Source organism: Clostridium sp. UBA6640, assembly GCF_002455975.1.
GTDB lineage: Bacteria > Bacillota > Clostridia > Clostridiales > Clostridiaceae > Clostridium_J.
The window spans coordinates 1-18,371 of the sequence record NZ_DKLM01000060.1 but is presented as its reverse complement, the minus strand read 5'-3'; the positions used below and the strand labels follow the sequence as shown (position 1 = coordinate 18,371).

The 18,371-nt window shown below is 30.7% G+C and carries 17 protein-coding genes and 1 riboswitch; of the genes, 16 read left to right on the top strand and 1 reads right to left on the bottom strand.

Features of this window, described 5'->3' with window-relative positions:
• Window positions 1-132: 132 nt before the first annotated feature.
• The 9 genes from B2W91_RS06325 (at window position 133) to gltA (ending at window position 11,248) form a co-directional block, all read left to right on the top strand.
• A complete protein-coding gene (locus B2W91_RS06325) occupies window positions 133-771 on the top strand; it encodes a redox-sensing transcriptional repressor Rex (protein ID WP_291579491.1) in 639 nt (212 codons plus the stop codon).
• A 462-nt stretch (window positions 772-1,233) separates the two neighbouring features.
• Window positions 1,234-2,013: a short-chain-enoyl-CoA hydratase gene (locus B2W91_RS06320; protein WP_291579489.1), complete on the top strand. Its 780-nt coding sequence runs from the start codon at window positions 1,234-1,236 to the stop codon at window positions 2,011-2,013.
• Window positions 2,014-2,057: 44 nt separating this feature from the next.
• Entirely contained in the window at window positions 2,058-3,197 is a 1,140-nt protein-coding gene (locus tag B2W91_RS06315; RefSeq protein ID WP_291579487.1) for an acyl-CoA dehydrogenase, read from the top strand.
• Window positions 3,198-3,210: 13 nt separating this feature from the next.
• A complete protein-coding gene (locus B2W91_RS06310; RefSeq protein ID WP_291579485.1) occupies window positions 3,211-3,990 on the top strand; it encodes an electron transfer flavoprotein subunit beta/FixA family protein in 780 nt (259 codons plus the stop codon).
• Window positions 3,991-4,009: 19 nt separating this feature from the next.
• Window positions 4,010-5,014, top strand: coding sequence for an electron transfer flavoprotein subunit alpha/FixB family protein (locus B2W91_RS06305; protein ID WP_291579483.1), 1,005 nt, complete (start codon window positions 4,010-4,012; stop codon window positions 5,012-5,014).
• Window positions 5,015-5,399: 385 nt separating this feature from the next.
• A complete protein-coding gene (locus tag B2W91_RS06300; protein ID WP_291579482.1) occupies window positions 5,400-6,248 on the top strand; it encodes a 3-hydroxybutyryl-CoA dehydrogenase in 849 nt (282 codons plus the stop codon).
• A 794-nt stretch (window positions 6,249-7,042) separates the two neighbouring features.
• On the top strand, window positions 7,043-8,209 hold the full coding sequence (locus B2W91_RS06295; protein ID WP_291579481.1) for an iron-containing alcohol dehydrogenase: 1,167 nt from the start codon (window positions 7,043-7,045) through the stop codon (window positions 8,207-8,209).
• A gap of 475 nt (window positions 8,210-8,684) precedes the next feature.
• Window positions 8,685-8,793: riboswitch (glycine riboswitch) on the top strand.
• A 194-nt stretch (window positions 8,794-8,987) separates the two neighbouring features.
• Window positions 8,988-9,854, top strand: a complete 867-nt coding sequence (locus B2W91_RS06290) for a sulfide/dihydroorotate dehydrogenase-like FAD/NAD-binding protein (protein WP_291579480.1) — start codon at window positions 8,988-8,990, stop codon at window positions 9,852-9,854.
• Window positions 9,855-9,859: 5 nt separating this feature from the next.
• A complete protein-coding gene (gene gltA, locus B2W91_RS06285; RefSeq protein ID WP_291579513.1) occupies window positions 9,860-11,248 on the top strand; it encodes an NADPH-dependent glutamate synthase in 1,389 nt (462 codons plus the stop codon).
• A 135-nt stretch (window positions 11,249-11,383) separates the two neighbouring features.
• Here gltA and B2W91_RS06280 read toward each other — a convergent pair whose 3' ends face one another.
• Complete coding sequence (locus B2W91_RS06280; protein WP_291579479.1) at window positions 11,384-11,776, bottom strand: hypothetical protein; 393 nt, start codon at window positions 11,774-11,776, stop codon at window positions 11,384-11,386.
• A gap of 412 nt (window positions 11,777-12,188) precedes the next feature.
• Between B2W91_RS06280 and B2W91_RS06275 the strand changes: the two genes are divergently transcribed.
• From B2W91_RS06275 to B2W91_RS06245, 7 genes are all read left to right on the top strand, one after another.
• Window positions 12,189-13,031: a PhzF family phenazine biosynthesis protein gene (locus tag B2W91_RS06275; protein ID WP_291579477.1), complete on the top strand. Its 843-nt coding sequence runs from the start codon at window positions 12,189-12,191 to the stop codon at window positions 13,029-13,031.
• A 282-nt stretch (window positions 13,032-13,313) separates the two neighbouring features.
• Complete coding sequence (locus B2W91_RS06270; protein ID WP_291579475.1) at window positions 13,314-13,718, top strand: C-GCAxxG-C-C family (seleno)protein; 405 nt, start codon at window positions 13,314-13,316, stop codon at window positions 13,716-13,718.
• Between the two features lie 377 nt (window positions 13,719-14,095).
• Entirely contained in the window at window positions 14,096-14,977 is an 882-nt protein-coding gene (locus B2W91_RS06265) for a DNA-3-methyladenine glycosylase family protein (protein WP_291579511.1), read from the top strand.
• 284 nt (window positions 14,978-15,261) lie between these two features.
• A complete protein-coding gene (locus tag B2W91_RS06260; protein ID WP_291579474.1) occupies window positions 15,262-15,432 on the top strand; it encodes a hypothetical protein in 171 nt (56 codons plus the stop codon).
• A gap of 213 nt (window positions 15,433-15,645) precedes the next feature.
• Complete coding sequence (gene groES, locus B2W91_RS06255; protein WP_039632861.1) at window positions 15,646-15,930, top strand: co-chaperone GroES; 285 nt, start codon at window positions 15,646-15,648, stop codon at window positions 15,928-15,930.
• A 49-nt stretch (window positions 15,931-15,979) separates the two neighbouring features.
• Window positions 15,980-17,605, top strand: a complete 1,626-nt coding sequence (gene groL, locus B2W91_RS06250) for a chaperonin GroEL (RefSeq protein ID WP_291579473.1) — start codon at window positions 15,980-15,982, stop codon at window positions 17,603-17,605.
• A 153-nt stretch (window positions 17,606-17,758) separates the two neighbouring features.
• Window positions 17,759-18,148, top strand: a complete 390-nt coding sequence (locus B2W91_RS06245) for a VOC family protein (protein ID WP_291579472.1) — start codon at window positions 17,759-17,761, stop codon at window positions 18,146-18,148.
• The last annotated feature ends 223 nt before the right edge of the window (window positions 18,149-18,371 follow it).

Below are 18,371 nucleotides of genomic sequence, written 5' to 3'. Positions count from 1 at the left end.
ATAATTAATATGGTAAAATAATAACAAAGTGTAGAATGGATAGAGTATACAACAAATTATTAGCTTGGGCACACATGCTAAAGGTGATATTTGACTTTGCAATATATATAAACTAAATGGGAGTTGATTACTGTGGAAAGGAAAAAAAATATATCAATGGCAGTCATAAAAAGAATGCCAAAATACTATAGATACTTAAAAGAACTAGCTAATAATGATGTGGATAGAATTTCTTCTAAAGAATTAAGTGAAAAAATAGGGTTTACTGCGTCACAAATAAGACAAGATTTAAATTGCTTTGGTGACTTCGGTCAACAAGGATATGGATATAATGTTAAAGAACTTTTATCACAAATAGGATTAATATTAGGTCTTGATAAACAATATAATACAATAATTGTTGGAGCAGGTAATATAGGGCAAGCGATTGCTAATTACACCTATTTTCAAAAGATGTCTTTTGATCTAAAAGCAATATTTGATATAAATCCAAAACTTATTGGATTAAGGATAAGAGATGTAGAAATAGAAGATATAGATGATTTACAAAGTTATATAAAAGAACATGACATAGATATAGCTATAATTTGTGTGCCTAAGGATAGAGCGCAAGGAGTGTGCGAGATAGTAACTGCTAGTGGCATAAAAGGTATATGGAACTTCGCGCCAGTAGACTTAAAGGTACCTGATGATGTAATAGTAGAAAACGTTCATCTAAGTGAAAGTTTAATGACTTTAAGCTATTTATTAAATGAACATAATGAAGAATAATTTTAGCTCATAATTGTGGAATTTTCCTAGAAAAATAAGAAATTAAAATAATATTTATAAAAAATTGTGGATGAAGTTAATTTCATCCACAATTTTTCATTTATGAGATATTTTTTAAAATTATCTAACTTTAGTTATTATGATTAATTAACAATCTAAAATAGAATTAAGTATATAAGTAATAATTAGAATACATATAAAATATAAAGCATTTGGAAAAAATGAACAAAACTTTCATTTTAAATTTATATAAAATTTTAATAAAATTCGAATACGAATTTAATGACCATGTATGATTTTTAATATTTAGATAAATTTCATGATTTATATTGAAAAAGTTTGCAAGACATAATATAATAGTGATTGAGGCATTGAGTGCTTCAATCATTTTGTCTTGATTTGTTAGAATATTAACAAATTATGCAAGAGATGAAAAGAAATAATTCATGGGGAGATGGAGTTATGGAATTTAAAAACATTATCCTTGAAAAAGAGGGTAATATTGCTTTTGTTAAGCTTAACAGACCGAAAGCTTTAAATGCTTTAAATTCAGAAACTTTAAAAGAATTAGATAACGCTATTGAATTAATTGAAAATGACGCTGAAATTTATACTGTTGTGTTAACAGGAGAAGGAAAAGCTTTCGTTGCAGGAGCAGATATTTCTGAAATGAAAGGACTAAATTCACTTGAGGGAAGACAGTTTGGAATATTAGGAAATAAAGTTTTTAGAAGAATAGAAACTTTAGAAAAACCAATTATAGCTGCTGTTAACGGATTTGCATTAGGTGGAGGTTGCGAGCTATCTATGGCCGCAGATATAAGAATAGCTTCATCAAAAGCTAAATTTGGACAACCAGAGGTTGGATTAGGAATAACTCCTGGATTTGGAGGGACTCAAAGACTGGCTAGACTTGTGGGAGAGGGCAAAGCTAAGGAATTGATTTTCACAGGAGACCTAATTAATGCAGAGGAAGCTTTAAGAATTGGATTAGTAAACAAAGTTGTTGAGCCAGAACAGTTACTTGAAGAAGCAACTAATATGGCTAAAAAGATTGCAAGCAATGCTCCAATAGCAGTTAAGCTTTGCAAAGATGCTATAAATAAAGGTATGCAAATGGACATAGATAACGCTCTTATGTATGAAGCTCAAGTATTTGGACTTTGTTTTAGTACAGAGGACCAAAAGGAAGGTATGGCAGCTTTCATAGAAAAAAGAGATAAAGCCTTTAAAAATAAATAGAAATAAAAATCCCTTGATATTATAAATTATAGGAGGAATAGGAAATGAATTTTTCTTTAACTAAGGAACAAGAATTTGTAAAACAAATGGTAAGGGAATTCGCTGAAAATGAAGTGAAGCCTATCGCCGCTGAAATAGATGTAACTGAAAGATTTCCAATGGAAAATGTAGAAAAAATGGCTAGATACCATATGATGGGAATTCCTTTTTCTACTGAATTCGGTGGAGCAGGTGGAGATAGCATATCTTATGCTATAACAGTAGAAGAATTATCAAGAGTTTGCGGAACTACAGGAGTTATAGTTTCAGCTCATACTTCATTATGTGCTGCTCCAATAGATGCTTTTGGAACTCCAGCTCAAAAAGAAAAGTACTTAGTGCCATTAGCTAAAGGAGAAAAAATCGGTGCATTCGGTTTAACTGAGCCTAATGCAGGAACAGATGCTTCTGGACAACAAACAACAGCTTACTTAGATGGAGATAACTATATATTAAATGGTTCAAAAATATTCATCACTAACGGTGGAGTTGCTGACACTTTTGTAGTATTTGCTATGACTGATAAATCACAAGGAACAAGAGGAATATCAGCATTTATAGTTGAAAAAGATTTCCCAGGATTCTCAATAGGTAAAGTTGAGGAAAAACTAGGAATAAGAGCTTCTTCAACAACTGAGCTTGTATTTGAAAACTGTGTAGTTCCAAAAGAGAACTTACTAGGAAAAGAAGGAAAAGGCTTTGGTATAGCAATGAAAACTCTTGATGGAGGAAGAATTGGTATAGCTGCTCAAGCATTAGGAATAGCTCAAGGTGCTTTAGATGAAGCTGTTGCTTATATGAAAGAAAGAAAACAATTTGGAAAACCACTTGCAGCATTCCAAGGATTACAATGGATGGTTGCTGAAATGGACGTTAAAGTTGAAGCTGCTAGACTATTAGTTTATAAAGCTGCTTACAGAAAAGATAATAAATTACCATATACAGTAGACGCTGCAAGAGCTAAATTATTTGCATCAGAAGTAGCTATGGAAGTTACTACTAAAGCTGTTCAAATATTTGGCGGATATGGTTACACTAAAGAGTACCCAGTTGAAAGAATGATGAGAGATGCTAAGATAACTGAGATTTATGAAGGAACTTCTGAAGTTCAAAGAATGGTTATCGCAGGAAACATCTTAAAGTAGGAGGGAAATTACGATGAAAATAGTTGTTTGTATGAAACAAGTTCCAGATACAACTGAAGTTAAAATAGATCCAAAGACAGGAACTCTTATAAGAGATGGTGTTCCTTCAATAATAAACCCAGATGATAAAAATGCTTTAGAAGAAGCAATAAGATTAAAAGATGAGAAAGGTGCTCACGTTACAGTAGTAACAATGGGACCACCACAAGCTCAAAAAGCACTAGAAGAAGCATTAGCTATGGGTGCTGATGAAGCTATATTAGTTACAGATAGAGCTTTCGCAGGAGCAGATACACTAGCTACTTCTCATGCATTAGCAGCTACAATAAAACAATTAGATTACGATATAATCTTCGCAGGAAGACAAGCAATAGATGGAGATACAGCTCAAGTTGGACCAGAAATTGCTGAGCACTTAGACTTACCACAAATAACTTACGTTGAGGAAGTTGAAGTAGAAGCTGATGGATTAAAAGTTAGAAGAGCTTGGGAAGATGGATATGAATATATAAAAGTTCAAACTCCAGTTCTATTAACTGCAATAGAAACTTTAAATGAGCCAAGATACATGAACGTTAAAAACATATTTGCATTAAAAGATAAAGAAGTAAAAGTTTGGACTGTTAAAGATATAGATGTAGATGTAGCCCTTCTTGGATTAAAAGGTTCACCTACAAAGGTTAAGAGATCTTGGGCTAAAGAAGCTAAAGGACAAGGTGAAGTTATAAATGTAGCACCAAAAGAAGCAGCTTCAATTGCACTAGCTAAACTAAAAGAAAATCACTTTATTTAGTAGGTAGGAGGGAATTACAATGAATATAGCAGATTACAAAGGTGTTTGGGTCTTTGCTGAGCAAAGAGACGGAGAATTACAAAAGGTTTCACTAGAACTTTTAGGAAAAGGTAGAGAAATCGCTGATAAATTAGGAGTAGAGCTTACAGCATTACTTATTGGACATAACGTAGAAGGAATGTCTAAAGAATTAGCAGCATTCGGAGCTGATAAAGTATTATTAGCTGATAAAGAAGAATTAGCACACTATTCAACTGATGGATACGCTAAAGTTATAGCTGATCTTGCTAATGCTCATAAACCAGAAATAATATTCATAGGAGCAACTTACATTGGAAGAGATTTAGGACCAAGAGTTGCAGCTAAACTTTCAACAGGATTAACTGCTGACTGTACAGCACTTGATATAGATCCAGAAAACAACAACTTAATGATGACAAGACCAGCTTTCGGTGGAAACTTAATGGCTACAATCGTTTGTGGAGATAATAGACCACAAATGTCAACTGTAAGACCAGGAGTTTTCGAGAAACTTGCAAAAGACGATTCAAAAGCTGCTGTTGTTGAAAAAGCCAACTTTGAATTAACTGCTTCAGACATCAGAACTAAAGTTCTAGAAGTTAAGAAAATAGTTAAAGAAGTTGAAGATATAATCGAAGCTGATATTATAGTATCAGGTGGTAGAGGAGTAGGTTCAAAAGAAAACTTCGCTATGTTAAAAGAACTTGCAGAAGCACTAGGTGGATCAGTTGCTGGTTCAAGAGCTGCTGTTGATAACGGTTGGGTAGATAAAGCAGTTCAAGTAGGTCAAACAGGAAAAACTGTAAGACCAACAGTATATGTTGCTTGTGGTATATCAGGAGCTATTCAGCATTTAGCTGGTATGCAAGATAGTAACTATATAATTGCTATAAACAAAGATGCAGATGCTCCAATCATGAAAGCTGCTGACGTAGCATTAGTTGGAGATTTCCAAAAGATTGTTCCAGAAATGGTAGCTCAATTTAAAGCAATGGAAAAATAATAAATTTATTGATAGTTTTGAGAGCTAAGTTAAATATTTAGCTTAGTTCTCTTAAATAAAATTTTGGGCATAGTGAAAAAAATAGTCATAATGTCTTACAAGTATGATATAATATTGTTAACTTATTTGGTTTATGATGACACCATATTTAAATTAAGTTTTTTACATTACCCCAATGCAAAAGCATTGGGGTATATGTGAATATATAACTTTGACAATGTTTTAAAATAAAACTATGTATTAATTTTCAGCTAATGAGGAATTAAGGATTATAATAAATAATTAGAAAATTTCGTATTTATTTTATCTATAAATCATTGTTATTCATTAGCATAAAGCTATTTTAAAACATGGTCATAGAGTTAATACTTAGGAGGTATTTGGTATGAAAAAAATATGTGTTCTTGGTGCTGGAACTATGGGTTCTGGTATAGCTCAAGCTTTTGCTACAAAAGGATATGAAGTTATAATAAGAGATATTAAGGACGAATTTGTGTCAAAAGGAATAGCTGGAATTAAAAAGAGCTTAGACAAATTAGTTTCTAAAGAAAAAATAACTGCTGAAAAAGCTGAAGACATATTGTCAAGAATAAGTGGAACAACAGATATGAATTTATTAGATGATGTTGATTTAGTTGTTGAAGCTGCTGTAGAAAACATGGAAATTAAAAAACAAATATTTGGAGAGTTAGATAAAATATGCAAGCCAGAAGCTATATTAGCTACTAACACTTCATCTCTTTCAATTACAGAAGTTGCTGTTGCAACAAATAGACCTGATAAAGTTATAGGAATGCATTTCTTTAACCCAGCTACAGTAATGAAGCTTGTTGAAATTATAAGAGGAATGGCAACTTCAGATGAAACTTTTAATGCTATAAAAGAATTAACTTTAGCAATGGGAAAAGAGCCAGTTGAAGTAGCAGAGGCTCCAGGATTTGTTGTAAATAGAATATTAGTTCCAATGATTAACGAAGCAGTAGGAATATTTGCAGAAGGTATAGCAAATGCAGAAGATATAGACAAGGCTATGATGTTAGGAGCAAATCATCCAATGGGACCACTAGCACTTGGAGATTTAATAGGTCTTGATGTTTGCTTAGCAATTATGGACGTATTATATAAAGAAACAGGAGATACTAAATACAGAGCTCACAGCTTACTTAGAAAGTATGTTAGAGCTGGATACCTTGGAAGAAAAACAGGAAGAGGATTCCATAACTACAACAAATAATTTAAGAAATAAAATGAACTTGTAATAAAAAGTACTCTATGAAATAGACTTTTTTAAATTGTCTACTTTAAGGGTGCTTTTTTATTATGGAATTAAATAATAAACAAAAATAGTTTACATTTTTAGATTCAGTAGTAAAATTATGTATGGCAATGTGAATAGAATTTTAAATTAGGAGTTAATCTAAAAAAATAAAAAGGCTGATATAAAACAAATATATCAAGCCTTAAGTTAAGATGTCAAAATGGACATCTATGAAAAAATATGCATCTTCATTATAACATAAATAAATGTTAGAAAATAGTTAAATGAATAAAAATTCACAAATATTGTATTCTATATTTTAATAAATATAATTGGTATTTTTAATATCAGATTAAATTTATAAATTGTAAATTGACAATTTATTTAGGAGAATTTTTAACAAATTTAAAATGTATTTTTAGTTAGGACAATAATATAATTATAATTAAAAATGAAATTAATTTGTTTATAGAGGTTAATGCAGTAAAATATATTTAGACAAATTATATTAAAAATCGACATTATACAATTTGAAATTATATTGGTTTAAACTGTTCATTAGCCACATTGTTAATGGTTTACCTTCATTACAATCTATAATATAGATTTGTAAATAAAAAGGTATAATTTTCTAAAAAATCTCTTGAAAAACTATGTAAACAAGAGTACAATATACTTGTACAAATTGTTAATTTATTATCAATACTTAGAAAGTTATGAATACTATTGAGGAACAGTTATCTTTGGATAGCTGTGAAAGGGGATTAATAATGAACAGATTTACATTACCAAGAGACATCTATTATGGTGAAAACTCATTAGAAGTTCTGAAATCTTTAAAAGGTAAAAGAGCTATAATAGTTACAGGTGGCAGCTCAATGCAAAAATTTGGTTTCTTGGATAAAGTTAAAAATCTATTAAAAGAAGCTGATATGGAAGTTAAGATAATTGAAGGAGTAGAGCCAGATCCATCTATTGAAACAGTTATGAAAGGTGCAGAAGAGATGAGAAACTTTGAACCAGAGTGGATTGTTTCTATAGGAGGAGGATCACCAATAGATGCTGCAAAGGCTATGTGGGTATTTTATGAGCATCCTGAATTAACTTTTGAGGATATTAAGGATCCATTTTCTATTCCTACATTAAGAAATAAAGCTAGATTTGTAGCAATACCTTCAACTAGTGGTACAGCAACAGAAGTAACAGCATTCTCTGTTATCACTGACTATGAAAAGAAAATAAAATATCCATTAGCGGATTATAATATAACTCCAGATATAGCTATACTAGATACTGAACTTACTATGACTATGCCTAAGACCCTAGTAGCTCATACTGGAATGGATGCATTAACTCATGCTATAGAGGCTTATGTAGCATCTAATAAATCACATTTTTCTGATCCATTAGCTATGGAAGCAATAACAATGATAAAGAAGAATATACTTGGATCTTATGATGGATGTAAAAAAGCTAGAGAACAAATGCATATAGCACAATGTTTAGCAGGAATGGCATTTACAAATGCATTACTAGGTATAACACATTCAATGGCTCATAAAACTGGTGCAGTATTTAATATTCCACATGGATGCGCCAATGCGATATTTTTACCATATGTTATAGATTTTAATAAAACTGCTTGTAGTGAAAGATATGCTAATGTCGCTAGAAGTTTAGGTTTAAGCGGCGAAAATGATGAAGAATTAATAAATGCATTAACAGAATGTATAAGAGAATTAAATGATGTTATGGATATACCTTCTTCATTAAAAGAATATGGTGTAAAAGAAGAAGATTTTAATAAATGGGTAGATTATATTTCAGAAAATGCAGTACAAGATGCTTGCACTGGCTCTAACCCAAGAACTGTTTCTGTTGACGAAATGAAAAAAATATTTACTTGCACATTTAATGGAGAAAAAGTAGATTTTTAATTTAAATATATGAAATTATAAATGTATTAAGATGTCTGAAACAAAATAACTAGTCAAAAGTGCAAGATTCATTTTGTATAAGATAGGGTGGCAATTTATCTATATCTATGGAATAGGATAGCATACTGACTAGTTATTTATTAATATTTTAATCTGCAAAATTATAAATATAAAGTGATTATATCCTTACTTATGAAATAAATGGTTTTTAAAATATAATAAGAATAAACACACAAATGGTATCATATTGTATGGAATGTAAACGTTTGATGCAAATAGTAGAAAAATTCGAACAATATATACAATTAATATTGACTATATAAAATATAGAATATAATATATATATATATAGTTAATATTTTGGTGAATGAGGGTTATTGGAGATATTCCGTTTCATTTAATAGGGATAACCGTAGAAGAAATGAATAGTATAGCTATGGGCTATTCAGAAGCTTTCAGGTGAAGCACAATAATCGGATACCACCCTGGAGAGACTCATTTTATGAGCATCGAAGAAGAAACTCAAAATTGTTTTAGTTTGTAGTTTTGGGGAAACTTTCAGATAAAAGGACAGGTGTAAATAGCATTTATTTGTGTGCCTATTTACTTATTGTCCCTTTTTTGTTGCAAAAAATATAAAGAATGTATACTATTAATTATAGTATGTGCATTTAGTATGGACAGGTTATCTTTAGGTATCTAAAATAGGATATCATATTAACTAGTTTTTATTTTTTAGAACACTTATTAAAATGATTAGATTTGGAGGAACATGGATATGTATAAAATAGCTGAAAAAAGGGATTTAGCACCTCAAATTTTCTTAATGAATATTGAAGCACCTAGGGTAGCTAGATCAGCTAAACCAGGTCAATTTATAATCGTTAGAATGGATGAAAAAGGAGAAAGAGTTCCTTTAACTGTTTGCGACACAGATGCAGAAAAAGGAACAGTTACAATAGTTGTTCAAACTATTGGATGTTCAACTAAAGAAATGGCCAACCTAGAAGCTGGAGATATGGTAGCTGATTTTGTTGGACCATTAGGGATGGAATCTGAATTATTGCATGAAGATTTAGAAGAGCTTAAAAATAAGAAGATATTATTCATATCTGGTGGTGTAGGAGCTGCTCCAGTTTATCCACAAGTTAAATGGCTAAATGAGCAAGGCATAAAAGCTGATGTTATAATGGGATACAAAACTAAGGACATGGTAATCCTAGAAGAAGAAATGAAAGCTGTATCTGGAGATGTTTTTGTATGCACAGATGATGGTACTTATGGTTCTAAAGGAATGGTAACTAATAAACTACAAGATCTAGTACAAAATGAAGGCAAAAAATATGATTTAGTTATATCAATAGGACCTATGATAATGATGAAATTTGTTTGTAAACTAACAGAAGAATTAGGAATAAAAACAGTTGTAAGTATGAATCCAATAATGGTTGATGGAACTGGAATGTGTGGAGCATGTAGAGTTACAGTTGGAAATGAAACTAAATTCGCTTGTGTTGATGGCCCAGAATTTGACGGACATGAGGTTAACTTTGATGAGGCATTAAAAAGAATGTCAATGTATAAAGCTGAAGAGTGTAAAAAAGATAGCATAAAAGAAGGCTGTGGTTTAGGAGGTAATAAATAATGGCTATAGATAGAATGAAAAAAACTCCAATAGCAGAACAAGATGCTAAAGTAAGGGCTAAAAACTTTGAAGAAGTATGTTTAGGATATAATGAAGAAGAAGCTGTACAAGAAGCTTCAAGATGCCTAAATTGTAAAAATAAACCATGCGTTGGTAAATGTCCAGTTGCTGTAGATATACCAGAATTTATAGCTCATGTTAAAAATAGAGAATTTGCAGAAGCTGCTAAAGCTTTAGATAGACATACAGCACTTCCAGCAGTTTGCGGAAGAGTTTGCCCTCAAGAATTACAATGTGAAAGCAAATGTGTTCTTGGAATAAAAGGAGAACCTGTGTCAATTGGTAAACTTGAAAGATTTGTTGCTGATTGGTCAAGAGAACATAATGTAGATTTAACCAAAGATATAGAAAAGAAGAATAGAAAAGTAGCTGTTATAGGCTCAGGTCCAGCAGGAATAACTTGCGCTGGAGATTTAGCTAAAATGGGATATGATGTAACTGTGTTTGAAGCATTACATGAACCAGGCGGAGTTTTAGTTTATGGAATCCCTGAGTTTAGATTACCAAAAGAGACAGTTGTTAAGCATGAAATAAATAATTTACTTAAATTAGGTGTAAAAATAGAGACTAACGTAATTGTTGGAAGAACAGTTACAATAGATCAATTAATAAGTGAAGAAAAATTTGAAGCGGTATTTGTAGGTTCAGGTGCAGGACTTCCTAAATTTATGGGAATACCAGGAGAAAACTTAAATGGAGTGTTCTCTGCAAATGAATTTTTAACAAGAAATAACCTAATGAAAGCTTTCAAAGAAGGATATTCAACTCCAATAAAAGCAGGTGATAAAGTTGCAGTTGTTGGTGGTGGAAACGTTGCTATGGACGCTGCTAGAACAGCTTTAAGATTAGGAGCAGAAACTCACATAGTTTATAGAAGAAGTGAAGCAGAACTTCCAGCAAGAGTTGAAGAAGTGCATCATGCTAAAGAAGAAGGAATAATACTTGACCTTCTAGTTAATCCAATTGAAATCCTTGGAGATGAAAATGGATGGGTTAAAGGAATGAAATGTATAAGAATGGAGCTAGGAGAAGCTGATGCTTCAGGAAGAAGAAGACCTGTTGAGGTTCCAGGTTCTGAGTTTGTAATTGACTGTGACACAGTTATAATGTCATTAGGAACATCACCAAACCCATTAATTCCAGCTACAACAGAAGGATTAGAGATTAATAAATGGAAGTGTATAGTGGCTGATGAAGAGACAGGAAAAACTTCTAAAGCTAAAGTTTATGCTGGTGGAGATGCTGTAACAGGCGCTGCAACAGTTATACTTGCAATGGAAGCTGGTAAAAAAGCAGCTAAAGCTATAGACGAAGATTTATCAAAAAATAGCTAGAGTGTTTAAATAGAATATTTAATAAAAATATACAAGCTTATTGTTAAGCTTGTATATTTTTTTATAAAGTAATTATTCAAATATTTATATAAATATATATTTAAGAAATCGATTCATAAAGGATTAATTTCCACCTTAATTGTGCATTGTTTCAAGTTCTCCATTTTCCATTCTTAGCTTTTTATAGTCGTTTATCATTCTCTCGATAAACTCTATTTGCTCTTCTTTACTAAGTTTTGAAAGTTCCTTATAACCACAATGATAAAAACAACCATGATATGATTTTACAGGTTTTTCTGATGGACTATGTAATCTAAGGTCTAAAGGACAAGGCTGATACTTAGTATCTCTTGCTTTTAATTGATCTCTATTTATAGGATGGCTGTTTATTTCATCTATTAGTGCAATATTACCAATCTCTTCACAAAGCCCAACAAGATTTTTACCTTCTTTAACATGATTTAATAGTTTTTCAAGAGTATAGATATATTCTTTATCTGATAGCTCTTTATTTTCCAGTGCCTTCATTTTCTCTCTCCTTTTGCTTTCGTACCATTTTATTCAATTCACAATTCACAATGCACAATTGTGGAATTTTCTCAGCTGTCACTGAGAAATTCTAAATTAATTCTGTAGTGGTGAACAATATTCACCATAATAATTAGCAATTACATTGTGAATTGATCTAATTATATTATTATCTATAATTTAAATGATTATTAAAATTAAATTTTTGCTTTATATCATAATTAACGCCATTATATTATAATATTTTTAAAATTAAATTTCCATGATTTCAATAGGAATATAGGATATAATGTGAAAATTTAATATATGCTCTGGAAAATAAATTTCCTATAAAAATAGATTGACCCCTTAGAAATTAAGGATTAATAATTAAAAATGAAAAAATTTAGATACATTATATAGGAGGAAGAGTATGAAAACATTAAATATATTTCAAGTGGATGCTTTTACAGAAGAAAAATTTAAAGGTAACCCAGCAGCAGTATGTATTTTAGAAGATGAAATAAAAGATGAAAGTTTACAAGCTATTGCTAGAGAAATGAATTTATCAGAAACTGCTTTTGTTAAAGTTATAGACGGAAAATCCTTCAAAGATGGAAAAACTTTTTCATTAAGGTGGTTTACGCCAAATCAAGAAGTGACCCTATGCGGACATGCTACTCTTGCAACTTCACAGGTTATATTTGAACACTATAGTAATTGTAATAAAAAACTAAATTTCCAAACTAAAAGTGGCAATCTTGTGTGTGAAAAAACATTAAAAGGTATATCTTTAAATTTTCCTTTGGATAATATAATAAATATAGTACCTGAAAATCAGTTATTAGAAGCAATGGGAATTAAAGATTTTAAAGAGTGTATAATCGGTGAAAATACAAGGAAAGTAGTTGTTAAACTTAATAGTATAAAAGAGGTATTAGAACTTAACCCTAATTATGAAAAAATGAAGACTATAGCTTTTAAAACAGATATTAAAGGAGTAGGGGTTACCTGTGAAGGCGATGAGAACTATGATTTTATTTCTCGTTATTTTAATCCATGGGCAGGTGTAAATGAAGACTCTGTTACTGGATCGGTTCATACTTTATTGGCCAACTATTGGAAGGGAATTTTAAATAAAAATACATTGAAAGCATATCAGGCCTCAGAGAGAGGTGGGGAAATACTGCTTAACATTCTAAATGATGATAGAGTTGAGTTAATTGGTAAGGCTGTAATTGTACTTAAAGGAGAAATTTATACAATTGAGAAGTGACAATTGACAATGGAGAATTGTTGATACTTCTCCTTTAGAGGAGAAGTCTTGAGCTAATTTATTCTTGAAGTGGCACAGTCACTTTTATTAAAAAATCTATTTAAAGAAATTAATTCATAAATAATTAATTTCCACCTTAATTGTCAATTTTCCATTATCAATTGTCAATTGTATAAGTTGTCCATCGTCAATTCTCAATTGGTTAAGGCTTTCTTCTTTTCGATGTGGACAAGTGATATAATTTATTTAGTTATATATTAAAGAGCTTTGGGAGGGGATTTTATGTTGTTGGATAAGGTTAAAAAATTTTATGGTAGTGAATATGATTTAAATTGTGCTGAAACTATAATTTATGCGGCAAATGAAGAGTATAATATGAATCTTAATAAACAAACTTTAAAGGCAATGGCAGCCTTTGGTGGTGGAATGGCAGTGGAAAGTGTTTGTGGTGTTATAACAGGTGCTATATCTGTGTTAGGAATATTATTTACTGAGGATAGAGCTCATGAGAGTGATAAAGTAAAGAACTTAACAAAGGAATACTTTGAGAAATTTACCTCAAAGTTAGGAACTGATAATTGTGCAAGATTAAAAGAAAGTTATAGGAATGACGAAGCTAGATGTTTTAAAATGATAGAAATTGGTGCGGAAGTTTTAGATGAGATAGTTATAAGAGAACTTATTTAGTTCACAATTCACAATGCACAATTCACAATTGTGGATATTTCTCAGCTGTCACTGAGAAATTTAGAACTGATTCCGTAGCGGCGAACTTAATTCAATTCACAGTTCACAATGCAAAATTCACAGTTATGGATATTTCTCAGTTATCGCTGAGAAATTTAAAATTCATTTGTAGCGGCGAACAGTGTTCGCCACATAATAACTAGAGATATAATCGCTAGTTATAAACNNTTAATTGTGAATTGTGAACTGTGCGTTGTGCATTAATCTAAGTTGTGCATTGTTTTAACTTCTCCATTGTATAACTTGTTCATTTAGTGAAAGAATTATAATATCGTATATTTACTGAAGCAAATTTTATAATAAGAGGATGTGTTATGATGGATTTTAAAGAAATTTTAGAATTTGAAGATAGAATTGTATTAAGGGGAGTTAAGAACTTTGAACTACCTCATATTTTTGAATGTGGACAATGCTTTAGATGGAATAGGCTAGAAAATGGTAATTATATTATGGTAGCTTATAGAAAAGTTATAGAGTTAGAAAAAAATAATGATGAAGTAATAATTTATAATGCAAATAAAAAAGACTTTGATAACATATGGTGCGACTATTTTGATTTAAAAAGAGATTATACTTCTATTAAAGAAGAATTAAGTAAGGATTCATTACTTGAAAAATCCGTAGAGTTTGGACATGGAATTAGATTACTCCAGCAAGAGCCTTTTGAAATAGTATTATCTTTTATAACTTCTGCAAATAATAGAATCCCGATGATAAAAAGAGCAATAGAAAATATAAGTAAGAAATTCGGAGATGAACTTCATTATAAAGGTAAAACATATTATGCTTTCCCTACTCCAGAGCAACTCATAAATGCTTCACCAGAAGAAATTGAAAGCTTAGGAGTTGGATTTAGAGCAAAATACATAGCTGATGCTATAAACAAAGTTTATAATAATGTTTATAACTTGGAAGAAATAAAAGCATTGAGTGATGATGAATGTCATGAAGCGTTAAAACAATTTAATGGTATAGGCCCTAAAGTTTCAGACTGTATAATGCTTTTCTCAATGGAGAAATATTCTGCTTTTCCTGTGGATGTATGGGTAAAAAGGGCAATGCAATTTTTCTATTTAGCGCCAGATGTATCTTTACCTAAGATAAGAATATTTGCTCGTGATAAATTTGGAGAGTTATCAGGCTTCGCGCAACAATATCTATTCTACTACGCTAGAGAAAATAATATAAAAATTGAGTAGTATGAACAGGTTAGGCAATTGAGAAATTGCGGGAATTAAGAATTAATAAGATTGTGAATTAGCAAAGTTGTCAATCGTCAATTCTCAATTGTAGAAGAGATATGATTTGAAAAATAATAGAAAAGAAAAATTTAAAATTTTTTAGAAAGATATTAAGAAAAGGTAGTAATAAAATGGTCGTATTGCTTATATACTTAATTCCAGGGATACCTAAAGATATATTGGCCTATCTTTGTGGATTATCTGATGTGGATTTTGGGAATTTCAAGTATAGATAGATTTCCATGGTAATTATTTCAGCTATATCTGGAGATAGTATAGGTGATAGAAACTATGTAATTTTAGGAAGTTTAGTAGTAATATCCATTATATTCTTTTTTATAGGAGTATTAAAAGGAAATAAAATACTTCAATATTTACACCAATTGCATGATAAAAGAAAAAAAGGCAAATAAAAATACAATTAATAGAAATATTGAGAAAAGATAAGGAAAATAAAGTTATATTAAGGAAAATTGGAATAAAGGCTATTTTTGAAGTGTAAAGCAAATTTGATATTAATCTAAGGTTTAATTATGATAATATTAGAATTAGCACTCAATGATATGGAGTGCTAACAAATTGAAAATAAATAATTTTTATTTCATATATTTAAGGAGGGCTAAACTATGGCAATAAAACCACTTGGTGATAGAGTAGTTATAAAAAGATTAGAGGCTGAGGAGAAAACTAAGAGCGGAATAGTTCTTACGTCAGCATCAAAGGAGAAACCACAAGAGGCTGAGGTTATTGCAGTAGGCTCAGGGCTTGTAGTTGACGGAAAAGAAATAAAAATGGAAGTTAAAGTAGGGGATAAAATATTATTCTCTAAGTATGCAGGTAATGAAATTAAACACGAAGGACAAGAATATATCATATTAAAGCAAGAAGATATATTAGCAGTTATAGAGTAGTATTATAGAATATAGTCGAAAAATAAGCTTATAATAGGAGGTTTTTATCATGGCTAAGACAATTTTATTCGGTGAAGAAGCAAGAAGAGCTATGCAAAGAGGAGTGGATACTTTAGCAGATACAGTTAAAGTAACTTTAGGACCAAAAGGAAGAAACGTTGTTTTAGATAAAAAATTCGGTTCTCCACTTATAACTAATGATGGAGTAACAATTGCTAGAGAAATAGAACTTGAAGATGCTTTTGAAAATATGGGAGCACAACTTGTTAAAGAAGTTGCTACAAAGACTAATGATGTAGCAGGGGATGGTACTACAACAGCTACAGTTTTAGCTCAAGCTATAATAAGAGAGGGCTTAAAAAACGTAACAGCTGGTGCTAATCCAATGTTAATAAGAAATGGAATAAGAATGGCAGTAGATAAAGCTGTTGAAGAAATAAAAAAATATTCTAAGCCAATAAACGGAAAAGGTGATATATCAAGAGTTGCAGCTGTATCAGCAGCAGATGAAGAAATCGGACAATTAATAGCAGATGCAATGGAAAAGGTAGGAAATGAAGGAGTTATCACTGTTGAAGAGTCTAGAACTATGGGAACAGAATTTGACGTAGTTGAAGGAATGCAATTTGATAGAGGATATTTAAGTTCATATATGGTAACAGATCCAGATAAAATGGAAGCTATTTTAGATGATGCATACATCCTAATCACTGATAAGAAAATCAGTAACTTACAAGAAATTCTACCAGTACTTGAACAAATAGTTCAGCAAGGAAAGAAATTATTAATAATTGCTGAAGACATAGAAGGAGAAGCATTAGCTACATTAGTAGTTAATAAATTAAGAGGAACATTTACTTGTGTTGCTGTTAAAGCTCCTGGATTTGGTGACAGAAGAAAAGAAATGCTTGAAGATATAGCAATACTTACAGGTGGAGTTGTAATTTCTGAAGAATTAGGATATGACCTAAAAGAAGCTACAATAGAAATGCTTGGAAGAGCTGAAAGTGTTAAAATTTCTAAAGAAAACACAACTATTGTAAATGGAAAAGGTGATAAAGAAAATATAGCTCAAAGAGTAAATCAAATAAAAGTACAAATGGAAGAAACAACTTCTGATTTCGATAAAGAAAAATTAAATGAAAGACTTGCAAAACTTGCAGGTGGAGTAGCTGTAATAAAAGTTGGAGCTGCTACAGAAACAGAACTTAAAGAAAGAAAATTAAGAATAGAAGACGCATTAGCTGCTACTAAAGCTGCTGTTGAAGAAGGAATAGTTGCTGGTGGTGGAACTGCATATGCAAATGCAATTCCTGAAGTTGAAAAATTAACTTCTGATATACCTGATATTCAAGTTGGTATTAATATTGTAAAAAAATCATTAGAAGAACCATTAAGACAAATAGTTACAAATGCTGGTTATGAAGGTTCTGTAATCATAGAAAAAGTTAAAGAAACCGGAGCAGAAATGGGCTACGATGCATTAAGAGGAGAATTCGTAGACATGATAAAAGCTGGTATAGTTGACCCAACTAAGGTTACAAGAAGCGCCCTTCAAAATGCTGCATCAGTAGCTGCAACATTCTTAACAACAGAATCTGCTGTAGTAGATCTTCCAGAGAAAAATCCTGTTGCACCTATGGCACCAGATATGGGAATGGGTGGAATGTATTAATAAAAAATATGGAGTTATGACGAAAGTCATAACTCTTTTTTATGTATAAGAAAGTATAAAAAAATTTTGAAAGTTGAAGAAAAAATATACTAGATATTTCTTATAAGTTATATTATAATAGGAACATGTGTTCTATAAAGGAGAGAAAAAATAATGATAAATAAAATAGGAAAAATAACAATATACGTAAATGATCAAGAAGAAGCTAAAAAATTCTGGACTGAAAAAATAGGATTTGTAGTTAAGTTTGAACAAGAAATGATGCCAGGTATGAAATGGTTAGAAGTAGGTCCAAGTAAAGATGAGTTTACAACATTTATATTATATAATAAGGAAGCAATGAAGAATCAAAATCCATCAGCTAATGTCACTCATCCATCAATAATATTAAGTACAACTGATATTGATAAAGCATATGATGAGATGAGAGAAAATAGAGTAGATTTAGGAAAGTTAATAACTATGCCTTATGGAAAGATGTTTTCATTTAAAGATCAAGATGGAAATGAGTACTTATTAAGAGAAGATAAATACGATATTTAAAAAGTGATAAAGTTATTCTTTATCACTTTTTTAAAAATATAAATTAGAGTATATAAATTAGAGTATATTTAAAGGCGTATATAGATAAACTACTCTAAAGTTTAATGTATGTCTGAATATAAGTTAACAGTCTTATATATCAATTCACAACTTTTAGATCAATGCACAACTTATATTAGTGCACAATGCACAATTCACAATGCACAGTTAAGGAAGAAATTAT

Coding starts and splice junctions, on each gene's coding strand:
- B2W91_RS06320 (WP_291579489.1), top strand. CDS start 1,234: ATGGAATTTAAAAACATTATCCTTGAAAAAGAGGGTAATATTGCTTTT.
- B2W91_RS06315 (WP_291579487.1), top strand. CDS start 2,058: ATGAATTTTTCTTTAACTAAGGAACAAGAATTTGTAAAACAAATGGTA.
- B2W91_RS06310 (WP_291579485.1), top strand. CDS start 3,211: ATGAAAATAGTTGTTTGTATGAAACAAGTTCCAGATACAACTGAAGTT.
- B2W91_RS06305 (WP_291579483.1), top strand. CDS start 4,010: ATGAATATAGCAGATTACAAAGGTGTTTGGGTCTTTGCTGAGCAAAGA.
- B2W91_RS06300 (WP_291579482.1), top strand. CDS start 5,400: ATGAAAAAAATATGTGTTCTTGGTGCTGGAACTATGGGTTCTGGTATA.
- B2W91_RS06295 (WP_291579481.1), top strand. CDS start 7,043: ATGAACAGATTTACATTACCAAGAGACATCTATTATGGTGAAAACTCA.
- B2W91_RS06290 (WP_291579480.1), top strand. CDS start 8,988: ATGTATAAAATAGCTGAAAAAAGGGATTTAGCACCTCAAATTTTCTTA.
- B2W91_RS06280 (WP_291579479.1), bottom strand. CDS start 11,776: ATGAAGGCACTGGAAAATAAAGAGCTATCAGATAAAGAATATATCTAT.
- B2W91_RS06275 (WP_291579477.1), top strand. CDS start 12,189: ATGAAAACATTAAATATATTTCAAGTGGATGCTTTTACAGAAGAAAAA.
- B2W91_RS06270 (WP_291579475.1), top strand. CDS start 13,314: ATGTTGTTGGATAAGGTTAAAAAATTTTATGGTAGTGAATATGATTTA.
- B2W91_RS06265 (WP_291579511.1), top strand. CDS start 14,096: ATGGATTTTAAAGAAATTTTAGAATTTGAAGATAGAATTGTATTAAGG.
- B2W91_RS06260 (WP_291579474.1), top strand. CDS start 15,262: ATGGTAATTATTTCAGCTATATCTGGAGATAGTATAGGTGATAGAAAC.
- groES (WP_039632861.1), top strand. CDS start 15,646: ATGGCAATAAAACCACTTGGTGATAGAGTAGTTATAAAAAGATTAGAG.
- groL (WP_291579473.1), top strand. CDS start 15,980: ATGGCTAAGACAATTTTATTCGGTGAAGAAGCAAGAAGAGCTATGCAA.
- B2W91_RS06245 (WP_291579472.1), top strand. CDS start 17,759: ATGATAAATAAAATAGGAAAAATAACAATATACGTAAATGATCAAGAA.